Consider the following 13,503-nt stretch of genomic DNA (forward strand, 5'->3'; position numbering starts at 1 on the left):
CTCCTGTGGGAAATTTCTGACAATAGCCGCTAGTCGTGTAGGGGACGACGAGGTTTGTCGAAACCTCCCACATGGATGCCGGATTAGCTCTACTCCCCTCCCCTGCAAAGGTCCGCAAAGTCCCTCGCCTGAATACACAGTGCGAGGGATTGCGGATGGCGTTATTTGTTTGGCCCCCGGTGGACGGGGCTGTCTCATGATTGAATTGACCAGCCAAACCATTGGTTATCTAGTACTGGCCACCCTGGATTCGAAAACGCGAGACGTCGAATCCGTCATCCGCGATTTCAAGCGCTGCCTCAATCACTACGACGCCTGGGCGGAGAGCTTTTTCAGCTTTTCGGCGCTGGATATCGAGCAGGTCTTCAAGGTCGGGGATGAAGTAGCACTGGTCGCGCCGATCAACCGGTCCCTGTTTCCCAGCACCACCACCGCCACCTGCCAGGCCAACGGCTCGTTGACCCTGGTGCACATGTTCCAGAGTTCACGCTTCGTGCCCATTGGCAATACGCCCGTGATGGTGCAACGCATCGACCCCAACGGCGGCCCGCTGGGTGAGCCCATTCATAAAACCATCGGCCCCAGCGGCATTCTCGAAATCACCGAATGTGATCGCAACCAGCAGTACCGAGTCAGTTTCTACCCCAACGTCTCCAACACGCATTTCAAGGCGCTGTACGCCTCTTATCAGGCGGTTATCGCACCGCTGGAAGGTTGGCTGCGTGCGGAATGGACCAGCACCTTTGAACCGCTGTGGGAAGGCTACTCCGAAGCCAACTTCCTCAAACGCTATCTCTCGCTGCACCAAGCCTACGCCCGCGGCTTTGGCGAGGCGCTGTATGCGCTCTGGGACAGCCTCAAGCAGCTGTTCCAGTGGCTTTCTGACCCAATGGGTTATGCGGAAAAACTCCTGCATTACCTCTCCCAGGAGGAATTCGAAAAGCTGTTGAAGCTCGGCACTGAAAGCCTCGCGAAAGGCTTGTTGGTGCTGAGCGATGAACCGCTGCTGTTCATTTATGTGTCGGCAATGGTCAGTTGGATGCGGATGTTGCCGCCGCCTTACATGAACGAGCTGCTGGGGGAAATCAGTGCCGACGTCCTGATCAATTTGCTGCTGTGTCTCGCCACCGCCGGGATCGGGATGGTGGTGCGCTTGAGTACGAAGGTGCTGGGCGGCATCAAGTCTCAGCGGGCGCGCAGGTGGTTGGAGCACATGGCTGGGCAGTTCGGGAAATTTCGTGTGGATGATCACGCGGAGGTGGCTAAACCGATATTGCTGGGTAGCCCGGCGACACCGATTCGGACGGTTCCGGATGTGCCGTTGAAGGCTGGGGATCAGGTGGTTTCGAATCCTGTGCCGTTGGTGCGGGACAAGGTTGGGCAGCGGACGGTGTTGGTGCGGCAGGAGCCTGTGGATGATGTGCCTGTTTCTGCTCGAAATCCGGCGGGGGATGCGGCTGATTCTTCGGACAAGACGGCCACTAACGGCTGCCCTGTGTCGATGGTCACGGGCGAGGAACTGCTGACGCTGACCGATGGCACGCTGGACGGGATCTTGCCGTTTGAGTGGACGCGGTTGTATCGCACCAGCGCGGTGGAAGTGGATTGTGGGTTGGGGTTTGGCTGGAGTCACTCGCTGGCGCATCGGCTGGCTGTTTCCCGGGATGCGGTGGTGTGGACCGATCATGAGAATCGGTCGACTACCCTGCCCTTGCCCACGGTTTCTCGGCCGGCGATTACCAATAGCCTGGCCGAAGCCGCGATTTATCTGGGCGCTTTACCCGATGAATTAGTCCTGTCTCAAGGGGCACGTTTCTACCACTTCCGCGACGGCGTGCTGACGGCGATCAGCGATGCGTATGACAACCGGTTGCGCATTTTCCGTAATTACCTGGGGCAGATTGAGCGGCTGGATAACGGCGTGGGGCGCTCGTTGTTTTTGCGCTATGCGTCGGGCCGCATCGTGGCGGTGGATTACCAGGTTGAGCGGGCGGTGGATGACGGTCCGTTTGTCTGGGTGACGGAGCAGAACGTTGTTGCCTACGCCTATGACAATTTTGGACGACTGGTTTGCGCGACCAATGCCGTAGGCGAAAGCGAGGTTTATCGGTACGACGAGCAGCACGTCATTCTTGAGCGTGGACTGGCCGGTGGGGCGAGTTTCTTCTGGGCGTGGGAAAGGTCTGGCAAGGCCGCGCGGTGTGTCCGGCATTGGGCCAGTTTCTCGCAGATGGACACGCGCTATGCCTGGGACGATAACGGCCAGGTCACGGTGTTTAACGCCGATGGCAGCCAGGAAGTCTATGTGCATGACCAGCGGGCGCGGCTGGTGCAGCGGGTGGATCCTGATGGTGCTGAGCACTTCAAGTCCTACGATGACAAAGGCCGGCTGACGGTTGAGCAGGATCCGCTGGGGGCTATTACGGCCTATCAGTACGACGAAGCTGGGCGTTTGGTGGCGGTGTTTCCTGGGGATGATGAGCCGACGACCTACGAGCATGACAATGGATTCGTACGGGTTGTACGGCGTGGTGAAGCGGTTTGGAAGTATGAACGTAATGACCAGGGCGATGTTACGCGTAGGACCGGTCCTGACGGTCATTCGACTGAGTACAGCTACAACAAACGCGGACAACTGACGCAGGTTTGGTATCCCGATCACAGCTGTCATCGGCTGGTTTGGAATGAGCGGGGTCAGTTGCTTGAGGAGCAGTTGCCGAATGGCGGAGTCAAGCGTTATCGCTATGACGATCTGGGGCGACAGGTTGTCCGCGAGGATGAACATGGCGCGCTGACCCAGTATCAATGGGACGCCGCAGGCCGCTTGCTGAAACTGACTCAGCCCGGGGGGGCCACACGGGAATACAGCTACAACGCTTACGGAAAAATCACCTCCGAGCGCGATGAGCTCGGCCACGTCACCCGCTACGAATACGCTGACGGCCTGCACCTGATCAGTCGGCGCATCAACGCTGATGGCACTCAGGTCAAATACCGTTACGACAACGTCAGGTTGCTGCTGACCGAAATCGAAAATGAGGTGGGCGAAACCTACCGACTCCAGTATCACGCCAACGGCCTGATCCAACAGGAAACCGGGTTTGACGGCCAGCGCACAGCTTACCTCTACGACCTCAACGGCAACCTTCAGGAAAAGACCGAGCATGGCGATGATGGCAGTCAGCTGGTTACCCGTTACGAGCGCGACTACGCCGGACGCCTCGTAAGAAAAACCCTGCCCGACGGCAGACTTGTCGATTACGCCTACGACCGCCAGGGCAATCTCCTCAGCGTCGAGGACGGCCACTGGGCGTTGGCCTACGAGTACGACAGCCAAAACCGCCTCACCGCCGAACACCAGGGCTGGGGCACGCTGCGTTACGGCTATGACGCCTGCGGACAGCTGAACAACCTACGCCTGCCGGACAACAACCGGGTGGTGTTCAACCACGACAAAGGCGGCCACCTCGCCACCGTCGAGTTAAACGGCGCGGTGCTGACCGCCCACCTGTTCAAAGCCGGCCAGGAACACCAGCGCCAACAAGGCCAACTGATCAGTCATTACCACTACGACGACCAGCAACGCCTGCACGCCCACGCCGTCACCCAACAGCAACACACCCTTTACCAACGCCACTACGACTACGACAAATCCGGCAACCTCACCCGCCTGCTCGACACCCACAAAGGCGACCACCACTACCACTACGACCCGCTAAACCGCATCACCCACGCCGACCACTCCCAAGCCGAGCTAGAGCGTTTCGCACACGACCCGGCCGGCAACCTGCTCATGCAAAACCGCCCCGGCCCGGACATCGTAGCGGGCAACCGCCTGATGATCCAAGGCGACCACCACTACGACTATGACGCCTTCGGCAACCTCATTCGCGAACGACGTGGCAAAGGCCACCAACTCGTCACCGAGTATCGCTACGACTGCCAGCATCGTCTGATCGGCATTAAAAAGCCCAACGGCCAGACTGCCAGCTATCGCTATGATCCGTTTGGGCGGCGCATCAGCAAGACCGTTGATAGCACAACTACCGAGTTCTTCTGGCAAGGCGACAGACTCATCGCCGAACACCAAGCGGATCGCCATCGCAGTTACCTCTACGAACCTGAAAGCTTCCGGCCATTGGCGCTGCTGGAGGGCTTTGGTCCAAAGGAAACCAAGGCCTACCATTACCAACTCGATCACTTGGGTACGCCGCAGAAACTCACCGATACCAACGGCGAAATCGTCTGGTCTGCGCATTACCGTTCTTATGGCGAAATCAGCCGCCTCGATATCAACAAAATCGACAACCCGCTGCGTTTCCAAGGCCAATACTTTGACCCAGAAAGCGGGCTGCACTACAACCGTCATCGCTACTACAATCCGGATATTGGTCGCTACCTGACGCCGGACCCGGTGAAGTTGGCGGGTGGGATCAATGCGTACCAATACGTGCCCAATCCAACCGGGTGGATAGATCCCCTAGGTCTAAGCTGTAAGAGCACAAACTGTCCTGAAGGACCCTATAGCGCAATAGTTCCAGGAGGAGGATTAGCCGCACATGAGAAAGCAGGTGGGCACTTAATGGAAAAACATATAGGTAGAAGCGACGAACAATTATTGGACCGTTTGAAGCAAGAGCCACACATCCCTGCCGCCTCTACATTCCACGACAGAGCCACAGCTGAGTGGGAAGTATCGACAGTACTGGATCAAAACAAAGAAAAAATCGATAAATTTTTAAAGGGGACAAAGAGCCAAACCGTTATCACTCAAAAAACCAAATACCCCGTAGGCACAAGCTTTAAAAAAAACAGCACAACAGCGCTTTCGGGAAAGGAAATTCAACTGATAATCCGCAGAGATCATAAAACGCATACTGGCTACCGAATTCATACTGGATTTCCAAACCCATGAACCAAGACTACCCCGAATTACAGCAATTTCTTGCGTGTTACTTCAACCAAGACTGGGTTGATGACCACGAAAAAGCGGACGATGTTATTCATTATTTTATCTCCGAGTCATCCGAAGATACGCTATTAGAAGTGCAAGAAGAACTAGATAAGCTAATGCGAAGTGGAAAGACAGAGCAAGAGCTTGAAAATTATTTATTCAGTGATATCGGTTGCTATTATTATTATCGCAGCGAATGGGCCGACGGAATCACTTGGCTGAGACATGTTGTATCAATACTGAAAAATGGAACCCTCCAAATGAAAAATAAAAAAAACTAAACGACGCTTAAGAAAGCGACGCTCACTCCTGTGGCGAACGAGCTTGCTCGCGCTGGGTCGCGAAGCGGCCCCAATCCAGGCAATGTTTTTTTTAGTTACATCGGCAGTGTCTGTTTTAGGGCTGCTTCGCAGCCCAACGCAGGCGGTGCGACGATTCGGGAAGCCTGCTCACTACAGTAATCGTGTTCACCCAGCAACAAACGAACTCACCAGCCGTCCCTCAACATCCGCAACTCCAAATGCTGCAACAACATAATCGTCTTCCCATCCACAATCTCCCCACTCTGCACCATCCCCAGCGCCTGCTCGAACCCCAGCTCCAACACCTCGATATCCTCACCCTCCTCTTCCAAACCACCACCGCTCCCCACCCGATCCCCCGGCTGATACTCACCGATAAAAAAGTGGATCCGCTCCGTCACCGACCCCGGGCTCATGAACGCCGCATAGATCTTCTCCACATGCCCCACGCGATACCCGGTTTCTTCTTCCGCTTCCAGGCGAATACGTTCTTCGGGGCTGGCGTTGTCGAGCAAGCCGGCTGCCGCTTCGATCAGGTAGCCGTGGTAGTCGTTGACGAATGTCGGCATGCGAAACTGGCGGATCATCAACACCGTGCGCTGCTCGCGGTTGTACAGCAGGATGGTCGCGCCATTGCCGCGGTCGTACACCTCGCGGGTCTGGGCTTGCCAACTGCCGTCGCGGCGGCGCAGGTCGAAGCTGTATTTTTTCAGCAGGTACCAGTTTTCCGAGAGGGTTTCTTCGGCGGTGATACGAACGGGGCTGTTGTCCATGCTCGGGTTTCTCAAGAAAGAGGTTGGGCTTGTTTGATGCTGTCCCAGGCAGCGGCGACAGCTTCTGCGCTACTCGCCTTGATCCGTGCCAAGTTGCGCGGGTAGTCCACCCCTGGGTTTTCGGTGAAGCGCGTGGCCGTGAATTGGCCGTTGCTGGCGCGCAGGATATAACCCGTGTCCTCGCACTGCTCAGAGGCGAGGAACAGCACCCCCGGCGTCACCCAGTCAGGCTTGAGTTCATCCGGTTCTTCGGTCACGCCCCACATGCGCGTCTTGGCAACCGGCGAGATTGCATTGACCTTGATCCCGGCCTCCGCGCCCTCATGGCTCAACGCGTTCATGATCCCCAGTTGCGCCATCTTGCCCGCGCTGTAGGCCACCAGGCCGGTCTGCTCATATTGCGCATACATGGCGCGGTCGGAGGTGGTGAGGATGATGCGCGGCGCGGATGAGCGCAGCAGGTGCGGCCAGGCGTGCTTGCACAGCCATAGCGGTGCGTAGAGGTTGATGTCCATGGCACGTTGCAGGAACGCGGCGTCGAGGTCAGCGATGGGCTGGTAACCGACCCAGCCGGCGTTGTGAATCAGGATGTCGAGTTGGCCGAAGGCCTCGATGGCGTACGCGATCAGTTGCTCGCAGCCCGCGTTCGTGGACAGGTCGCCCCCGTGGCCGATCACGTTCAAGCCTTCGACCTGCAGGGTTTCTGCCGCAGTCTGGACCACCGAGGCATCGCTGCCCGCGCCGGCATTGTCGGCACCGATATCGCTGATCACCACCCGTGCGCCGCCCAGGGCCAAAGCCCGTGCGTAACTGAGCCCCAACCCGCGTGCGCCGCCGGTGACGAGTGCGGTTTTGCCTGTGAAATCCATGTGCTTGCTCTCCTGTTCGGGCCGCCCACCCTAACAACCTCGGCGCGCCTTGTTCAATGCTGTAATACTTTGCAAGCAATCCCCGTTGACGGCTGTCGAATTAATTCCTGCCCGATTGGGCCATCTGGTAAAACCCCTGCTTCACCTTTTTCCTGGAACCTTCATGTCCTCTCGTTTCCTCTCGCGCCTGAGCCTGCGCTGGTTTCCCATGGTGTGCATGGCATTGTTGATCGTCGGCCTGCCGGTGGGCTGCGCCGTGCTGCAACACAAGGAGCGCGAGCTGGTGTTTCGCATCGAGCCGGGCACCGCCAGTTGGTACAGCGGCTTGCCTAAGGCAGTGCAGGAATTCGAACTCAAGCCGGCCAGTTTCAAAGCCGGACAGAATATCCATGGCTGGTGGTACCCGGCGGACAAGAAAGACGCGCCCGCCATCCTCTACCTGCACGGCGTACGCTGGAACCTGACCGGGCAACTGTTTCGCATCGAGCAACTGCACGCCCTGGGTTATTCGGTACTGGCTATCGACTATCGCGGCTTCGGCCAGAGCCACGGCGAACTGCCGTCGGAAACCACCGTGTATGAAGACGCGCGCATCGCCTGGGAGCGTTTCCAGGTGCTGCAACCGGACCCGAATAAACGCCTGATCTACGGGCACTCACTCGGCGGCGCAGTGGCCATCGATTTGGCTGCCGAGTTGGGCAAGCAAACACCGCTGCCGGTGCGCGGGCTGGTGATCGAATCCACCTTCACGTCGCTGGCGGATGTGGCCACGGCCGTGGCGAACACCTCATTGCCGGTGCGCTGGTTGATGTCGCAGAAATTCGATTCCATCGACAAGATTGCCGATATCCATATGCCGCTGCTGGTGGTGCATGGCCTGGACGATCGCTACGTACCGCCGCGTTTCAGCCAGCAATTGTTTGAAGCCGCCCAGGAACCCAAGCGGCTGTTAATGGTGCCCGGTGCCAGCCATAACAACAGCATGAGCCTGGCCGGTCGCAGTTATGGCCAGGCGCTGGACAAACTGATGCAAGCGAAGATGCCGGCGCAGGTAGTCACACACTCCACAGGTCGCAGCGGCGACTCGTAAAAGCGTATTTCGGCACTGGGTTCGCGCTTGCGTGTCAAGCGCAAACCCTGCCCATGCTGGGCCAAAACAGAAGTTGATCAAATAATAACCTCTGCCGAAATCGCCAACCCTGCCGGGGCTTCGCAAAGTTATCCACAGAGATACCCACGGTTTTCGTGGACAACTCTTTTTATATTTTTACGTTTTTTTTGCTCAGCAAACCTTTTCAGGAAATGTACCCGGCAACAAAATCTCGCGATTCACATCGCGTATATCGTTATACCCACACAAGGCCATCGACACGTCCAACTCACGGGCGATGATCTCAAGCGCCTTGGTCACACCCGCCTCGCCCATGGCGCCCAGACCATACAAATGCGGGCGGCCGATCATGGTGCCCTTGGCGCCCAATGCCATCGCCTTGAGCACGTCCTGGCCGGAACGAATGCCACCGTCTAGCCACACCTCAATGCGCTCGCCCACCACTTCGACAATCGCCGGTAACTGGCTGATGCTCGAAGGCGCACCGTCCAGTTGACGACCGCCGTGGTTGCTCACCACCAGTGCGTCGGCGCCGGCATTCGCGGCCAGGCGTGCATCCTCCACATCGAGGATGCCCTTGATGATCAACTTGCCGCCCCAGCATTTCTTGATCCATTCCACATCGTCCCAGCTCAGGCGCGGGTCGAATTGCTGGGCGGTCCAGGACGACAGCGAACTCATGTCTGCCACGCCGTTCACGTGCCCGACGATATTGCCAAAACCCCGGCGTTTAGTGCCGAGCATGCCCATCACCCAGCGTGGCTTGGTCGCCATGTTGAGGATATTCGGCAAGGTCAGTTTCGGTGGCGCCGACAGGCCATTGATCAAATCCTTGTGGCGCTGGCCGAGGATCTGCAGGTCGAGGGTCAGCACCAGGGCATCCACACCGGCAGCCTTGGCGCGCTCGATCAACTGTTCGATAAAGGCGCGGTCGCGCATCACATAGAGCTGGAACCAGAACGGCTGGCCGACGTGCTCGGCGATGTCTTCCAGGGAGCAGATACTCATGGTCGACAAGGTGTAACGCAGGCCAAATGCTGCGGCGGCGCGCGCGGTCAGAATCTCGCCATCGGCGTGCTGCATACCGGCCAATCCGGTAGGCGCCAGTGCCACCGGCATAGCCATCTCCTGGCCGATCATCGTGGCGCGGATCGAGCGTTGATCAATGTTGCGCGCCACGCGCTGGCGGAACTTGATGCTGGCAAAATCGCTTTCATTTGCCCGGTAGGTGCTCTCAGTCCAGGAGCCGGAATCGGCGTAGTCGTAGAACATCCGGGGGACACGTTTTTGCGCGAGCTTGCGTAAATCTTCGATGGTTGTGATCAACGGCATCTAGGTCACCTCTCCCTGAACTGAATGCTGAGAGTAACCGCCCATCGGCTGCGCAACCAGCCATTGCGTTTAGATAGCTGCACGGCTAATCTCGCATAAACCCGCAGAAAAGCGCACAAACATGCACAACACTCATCAAGACATCGACCTGCCTTCTTTGCGCAAACAGAAGATCCTGTTGCTGCTGGAGCGCGACGGCAAAGTCACCGCCTCGGAACTGGTGGAACACTTTGCCGTGTCCCAGGACACCATCCGCCGCGACCTCGGCGAACTCGCCGCCGCTGGGCTGTTGCAACGCGTCCACGGTGGCGCCCTGCCCCGGCCCAAGGACACCGGCAAAGACTTTTTCACCCGCGTCGGCGAGACCAACGAGGCCAAGCGCCACCTCGCTCGGCTGGCGGCAGACCGTGTGGAAGATGGGCAAATCGTACTGTTCGATTCCGGCTCGACCACGCTGCAGATTGCCCAGTCATTGCCGCGCTCGATCCGCCTGACAGTGGTCACGACATCACCGATGATCGCCATCGCTTTGGCCGACCATCCTGACGTGAAAGTCATCCTCACGGGCGGCCAGCTCAACCCGGCGACGCTGTCCACCAGCGGCCATGAAACCGTGCGAATGATCCAGGGCATCAAGGCCGACCTGCTGTTTACCGGCGTCTGCGCGCTGCACCCGCAAGTGGGCATCAGCTCGCTGCATTTTGATGAAGTGGCGGTCAAGCAGGCACTGCTCGACAGCGCTTCCCATGTGGTGGCGGTGACCATGGCCGACAAACTCGGTGCCGTGGAGCCTTTTGTGGTGGCACCGTGCAGTCGCATTCACACGTTGATCACGGAGTGGCATGTGCCGAGTGTGGAGGCGTATGAGCAGTTGGGATTGGAAGTGTTGCGGGTAGAGGTCTAGAAACCACGCAAATTAATTTAAACCTTTACCACCCCCATCGGATCAACTCTCCCATATCCCATCCATCAGGAGAGACTCGATCATGCGTTCAGACCTTAACGGCAAGAAGATTCTGGTCATCACATCCAACACCGGTATCGAGCGCGATGAACTGCTCAAGCCCCTGGAAGCCTTACGTGAATTTGGCGCAACGGTAACCCATGGTTCCAGCAAAGGCGGCACCACCCAGACCTTCGTCGGTGATACCGAAAAGGACACAACAGTTGAATCCGATGCGAAGCTGTCCGAGCTGTCGGGGAGTGATTTCGATGCATTGGTGATTCCCGGCGGCACCGTCAACGCGGACACATTGCGCCAGGATGCAGCAGCGCAGAAGTTGATCAATGAGTTCGTCACGGCAGGTAAAACCATAGCGGCGATCTGTCATGGGCCATGGGCGCTGATCGATGCCGGCGTGATCAAGGGCAAGACCCTGACCTCTTACAAAAGCGTGCGTATCGACCTGGAAAATGCCGGTGCTGCTGGCTGGGTCGATGCCGAGATCAAGGAATGCCGGGCCAACGGTTGGACCTTGATTACCTCGCGCACACCAGATGATCTACCGGCCTTCAATCATGCGATTGCCAAGGCAGTGGCGGGCTGACTCGCCACTGGCAGAATGCAAACAGGCGCCTCAAAGGCGCCTGTTTTTTTCGTTCATGCCTCAGCTTTTGCGGTGTTCCGGCATCTCACGCTTGGGCCCGAACATCGCCCAGGCAATCAAGCCGAACAGCGGTACAAAAATCAGAATCACCAGCCACAAACCCTTGCTCTCCCACCCCCCGGTGCTGCGCAGTACTGTATTGATCGCCCACAATTCCAACAGCAACAGAATCACTGCCAAGCCGATCCAGATATATTGAATTTCCATGCTTCACCTCCTAGGTCGTATGCATTAGGTCAAGCATCGGCCTTGAGGGTTCATTAAAAATTGCGCGAAGAGCCGCTCGTCGCTCCGGCACCCGGCGTATAAAACTTTGATTTCCCGCAGGCACTCCCAATTAAGCAAGGCCAAACCTCCATGCGATAGGGGATTGCGTCATGAAGACCAGAACGTCCCGAAGGATTTTGCTTATCGTCAGCCTGTCAGCCCTGTTGACCGGCCCCGCCCTCGCCGCCTTTGGCGACAACACCAACGCGCCTGCGGCCAACGCCCTGCCGCCAGGCACTTACCCCAGCAGCCAGTCCGACAGCGACAAGAAACCCAAGGGCACCGACAAGCAGCCACCCAAGCCGGCTGACAGCCGTAAGGACACCAAGGAAAAGCCCCGCTCAGGCAGTTGACGACTCAACCGTCACCGGCGGCTCAGGCGCAAGCCCCCAGTCGCCGTGTTCGTACCAGTCATCACCGAGCATCTCGGCCGGGTGCATGGTGCGGTCGGCACCGTTGCCGCAAGCCAGGTCGGCCGCACCGCAGTAGCGGTCGCAGCCCCAGCAGATACGTTCGGGGTGTTTGGGGTGCAACGGAAAAGGCTTGGCCATGGCTGTGCTCCTTACTCCGGACAGAGCCCCCACCCTACTGCTGACGCGCGGCTGTGGACTTGACTGAAATCAAACCCACAGTCCGCACTGTTTCGGCGCCCGCTTCAGGCTAAACCTTGAAACGCGCCACCGTCTGGTGCAGCGCCCCCGCCATGCCCGCCAGGTCATGCCCCGCCGTCTCGGTATGCAACGCCCCTTCCAGCACCTGCTGCGACAAGTTGCGAATGCCCACCAGGTTGCGATCCACTTCGCGCGCCACCAGGGCCTGTTCCTCGGTGGCGCTGGCGATCATCATGTTGCGCTCGTTGATCTGCGAAATAGACCGGGTGATCTCATCCAAGGCTTCACCCGAACGCTGTGCCACGCCAAGGGTCGCCTGTACGCGCTCGCTGCTGCTGTGCATGGCCGCAACTGCGTGCTCGGTGTCCTGGCGGATGTTGCCGATCATCTGCTCGATCTCCTGGGTCGACGCCTGGGTACGATGGGCCAGCGCCCGCACCTCATCGGCGACCACCGCAAAGCCGCGTCCGGCATCGCCGGCACGGGCCGCTTCGATGGCGGCATTGAGGGCCAGCAGGTTGGTCTGGTCGGCAATGCTGCGGATCACTTCCAACACGCTACTGATGTCTTGCACGCGGCCCGCCAGTTGCTGGATGCGCTCGGAGGTTTCCACGACGCCAGCGGCCAAGGTGTTGATCGACACCACGGTTTCCTGCACCTGGGCACGGCCGCGCTGGGCGGTCTGTTCCGACAGGCGCGAGGCCTCGCTGGTGCTCACGGCGTTGCGCGCGACCTCATCCACGGCAGCGGTCATTTCATTCACCGCCGTGGCAGCTTGTTCGATTTCATGACCCTGGGACTGCAAGCTGCTGCTGGTCTGGCTGCTGACCGCGCTGAGCTCTTCGGAGGAACTGGCCACGCCGTCCACCGACGCCGCAATATGGCGCACCATCTGGTTGAGGTTCTGCTGCATCTGATGCAGGTTGCGCATCACACTGCCCTCGGCGCTGTTGCCCACCGGCACGTTGATGGTCAGGTCGCCCTGGGCGATATGGCTCAACACACGCGCGGCTTCGTCCGGCTCGCCGCCCAAAGGACGGATCACGCTGCGGGTGACGATCACGGCGGCAGTCACCACCAACGCCACGCACAGCAAAAGCAGCCCGATCATGTTGCGTCGGGCGTCGTCGTACAGCGCCTGCGCGGCCTGCTCACGCTCGGCGAACAAACGCCCCTGCATGGCCATCAACGCGTCCAGGCTCTTGAACACTTCAAGCTCGGCCGGCACCACCTGCTGCTTGAGCTGGGCCAGGCCCTGCTCGCGGGCGCCTTGCTTGATCAGTGCCTGCACCTGCGTGAACGCCGCCACGTAGGTTTCACGATGGGCCTTCAAGGTCGCATAGGCCGCCTTGCCTTCGGCGGTATCGAGCAGCGGCTCCAGGATGGCGAACGCCTGGGTGATGCGCTGCCGAGTGGTGCCAATGGCGTCCTGGGCCTGCTGGTTGTCCTGGTCAATCAGCAGGTCGCGGGTGTTGCGGCCGTTATCGCGCACGCCGGTGGCGATCACCATGATCGGCGCGATTTTGGGCCAGTCCTGCTGCACAATCTGTTCGGATTGTTGCTTGAGGGTTGCCAGGTCGTGCAAGGCATAGAACACCAAACCGACCAGGGCCAGCGGCGCAATCGCGAAACCGATGACAATGCGTTGTGCCGTGGTTAACTGCTTCATTCTGAACA

General features: G+C 58.8%; 12 protein-coding genes. 6 read left to right on the forward strand and 6 right to left on the reverse strand.

The window, feature by feature from the left end:
• Positions 1-196 precede the first annotated feature (196 nt).
• Entirely contained in the window at positions 197-4,915 is a 4,719-nt protein-coding gene (locus AYR47_RS24490) for an RNase A-like domain-containing protein (protein WP_061448813.1), read from the forward strand.
• Entirely contained in the window at positions 4,912-5,235 is a 324-nt protein-coding gene (locus AYR47_RS24495) for a contact-dependent growth inhibition system immunity protein (protein WP_061448814.1), read from the forward strand. Before AYR47_RS24490 ends, AYR47_RS24495 begins: the two co-directional genes overlap by 4 nt.
• A 206-nt stretch (positions 5,236-5,441) precedes the next feature.
• Here AYR47_RS24495 and AYR47_RS24500 read toward each other — a convergent pair whose 3' ends face one another.
• The gene (locus tag AYR47_RS24500; protein WP_061448815.1) at positions 5,442-6,029 is read right to left on the reverse strand and encodes an NUDIX domain-containing protein; all 588 of its coding nucleotides are present in this window, start codon (positions 6,027-6,029) and stop codon (positions 5,442-5,444) included.
• Positions 6,030-6,040: 11 nt separating this feature from the next.
• Positions 6,041-6,898 (reverse strand): SDR family NAD(P)-dependent oxidoreductase, encoded by an 858-nt coding sequence (locus AYR47_RS24505; RefSeq protein WP_061448816.1) that lies wholly within the window; start codon positions 6,896-6,898, stop codon positions 6,041-6,043.
• Between the two features lie 163 nt (positions 6,899-7,061).
• On the opposite strand from AYR47_RS24505, the gene AYR47_RS24510 reads away from it, so the two are divergent.
• Positions 7,062-7,988, forward strand: coding sequence for an alpha/beta hydrolase (locus tag AYR47_RS24510; RefSeq protein WP_061448817.1), 927 nt, complete (start codon positions 7,062-7,064; stop codon positions 7,986-7,988).
• A 192-nt stretch (positions 7,989-8,180) separates the two neighbouring features.
• On the opposite strand, the gene AYR47_RS24515 is transcribed toward AYR47_RS24510, so the two are convergent.
• The gene (locus AYR47_RS24515; RefSeq protein WP_061448818.1) at positions 8,181-9,341 is read right to left on the reverse strand and encodes an alpha-hydroxy acid oxidase; all 1,161 of its coding nucleotides are present in this window, start codon (positions 9,339-9,341) and stop codon (positions 8,181-8,183) included.
• Between the two features lie 121 nt (positions 9,342-9,462).
• Between AYR47_RS24515 and AYR47_RS24520 the strand changes: the two genes are divergently transcribed.
• Both AYR47_RS24520 and AYR47_RS24525 read left to right on the forward strand, forming a co-directional pair.
• On the forward strand, positions 9,463-10,245 hold the full coding sequence (locus tag AYR47_RS24520) for a DeoR/GlpR family DNA-binding transcription regulator (protein ID WP_033901874.1): 783 nt from the start codon (positions 9,463-9,465) through the stop codon (positions 10,243-10,245).
• Positions 10,246-10,327: 82 nt separating this feature from the next.
• On the forward strand, positions 10,328-10,888 hold the full coding sequence (locus AYR47_RS24525; protein WP_033901873.1) for a type 1 glutamine amidotransferase domain-containing protein: 561 nt from the start codon (positions 10,328-10,330) through the stop codon (positions 10,886-10,888).
• Between the two features lie 60 nt (positions 10,889-10,948).
• Here the strand turns inward: AYR47_RS24525 and AYR47_RS24530 are convergent, their stop codons facing one another.
• Complete coding sequence (locus AYR47_RS24530; protein WP_033901872.1) at positions 10,949-11,155, reverse strand: PLDc N-terminal domain-containing protein; 207 nt, start codon at positions 11,153-11,155, stop codon at positions 10,949-10,951.
• A 170-nt stretch (positions 11,156-11,325) separates the two neighbouring features.
• Here AYR47_RS24530 and AYR47_RS24535 point away from each other — a divergent pair, with 170 nt between their 5' ends.
• Entirely contained in the window at positions 11,326-11,568 is a 243-nt protein-coding gene (locus AYR47_RS24535) for a hypothetical protein (RefSeq protein WP_033901871.1), read from the forward strand.
• Here the strand turns inward: AYR47_RS24535 and AYR47_RS24540 are convergent.
• Positions 11,557-11,766, reverse strand: a complete 210-nt coding sequence (locus tag AYR47_RS24540; RefSeq protein ID WP_061448819.1) for a DUF3079 domain-containing protein — start codon at positions 11,764-11,766, stop codon at positions 11,557-11,559. The two genes, AYR47_RS24535 and AYR47_RS24540, sit on opposite strands and share 12 nt — an antisense overlap.
• A gap of 109 nt (positions 11,767-11,875) precedes the next feature.
• Positions 11,876-13,495 (reverse strand): methyl-accepting chemotaxis protein, encoded by a 1,620-nt coding sequence (locus AYR47_RS24545; protein ID WP_061448820.1) that lies wholly within the window; start codon positions 13,493-13,495, stop codon positions 11,876-11,878.
• Between the last annotated feature and the right edge of the window lie 8 nt (positions 13,496-13,503).

It is taken from the genome of Pseudomonas azotoformans, assembly GCF_001579805.1.
GTDB classification, from domain to species: Bacteria; Pseudomonadota; Gammaproteobacteria; order Pseudomonadales; family Pseudomonadaceae; genus Aquipseudomonas; species Aquipseudomonas azotoformans_A.

What these genes read in the sequence shown, in the direction of transcription:
- AYR47_RS24545 (WP_061448820.1), bottom strand. Translation starts at nt 13,495, where the DNA reads ATGAAGCAGTTAACCACGGCACAACGCATTGTCATCGGTTTCGCGATT.
- AYR47_RS24515 (WP_061448818.1), bottom strand. Translation starts at nt 9,341, where the DNA reads ATGCCGTTGATCACAACCATCGAAGATTTACGCAAGCTCGCGCAAAAA.
- AYR47_RS24525 (WP_033901873.1), top strand. Translation starts at nt 10,328, where the DNA reads ATGCGTTCAGACCTTAACGGCAAGAAGATTCTGGTCATCACATCCAAC.
- AYR47_RS24530 (WP_033901872.1), bottom strand. Translation starts at nt 11,155, where the DNA reads ATGGAAATTCAATATATCTGGATCGGCTTGGCAGTGATTCTGTTGCTG.
- AYR47_RS24535 (WP_033901871.1), top strand. Translation starts at nt 11,326, where the DNA reads ATGAAGACCAGAACGTCCCGAAGGATTTTGCTTATCGTCAGCCTGTCA.
- AYR47_RS24540 (WP_061448819.1), bottom strand. Translation starts at nt 11,766, where the DNA reads ATGGCCAAGCCTTTTCCGTTGCACCCCAAACACCCCGAACGTATCTGC.
- AYR47_RS24490 (WP_061448813.1), top strand. Translation starts at nt 197, where the DNA reads ATGATTGAATTGACCAGCCAAACCATTGGTTATCTAGTACTGGCCACC.
- AYR47_RS24495 (WP_061448814.1), top strand. Translation starts at nt 4,912, where the DNA reads ATGAACCAAGACTACCCCGAATTACAGCAATTTCTTGCGTGTTACTTC.
- AYR47_RS24505 (WP_061448816.1), bottom strand. Translation starts at nt 6,898, where the DNA reads ATGGATTTCACAGGCAAAACCGCACTCGTCACCGGCGGCGCACGCGGG.
- AYR47_RS24500 (WP_061448815.1), bottom strand. Translation starts at nt 6,029, where the DNA reads ATGGACAACAGCCCCGTTCGTATCACCGCCGAAGAAACCCTCTCGGAA.
- AYR47_RS24510 (WP_061448817.1), top strand. Translation starts at nt 7,062, where the DNA reads ATGTCCTCTCGTTTCCTCTCGCGCCTGAGCCTGCGCTGGTTTCCCATG.
- AYR47_RS24520 (WP_033901874.1), top strand. Translation starts at nt 9,463, where the DNA reads ATGCACAACACTCATCAAGACATCGACCTGCCTTCTTTGCGCAAACAG.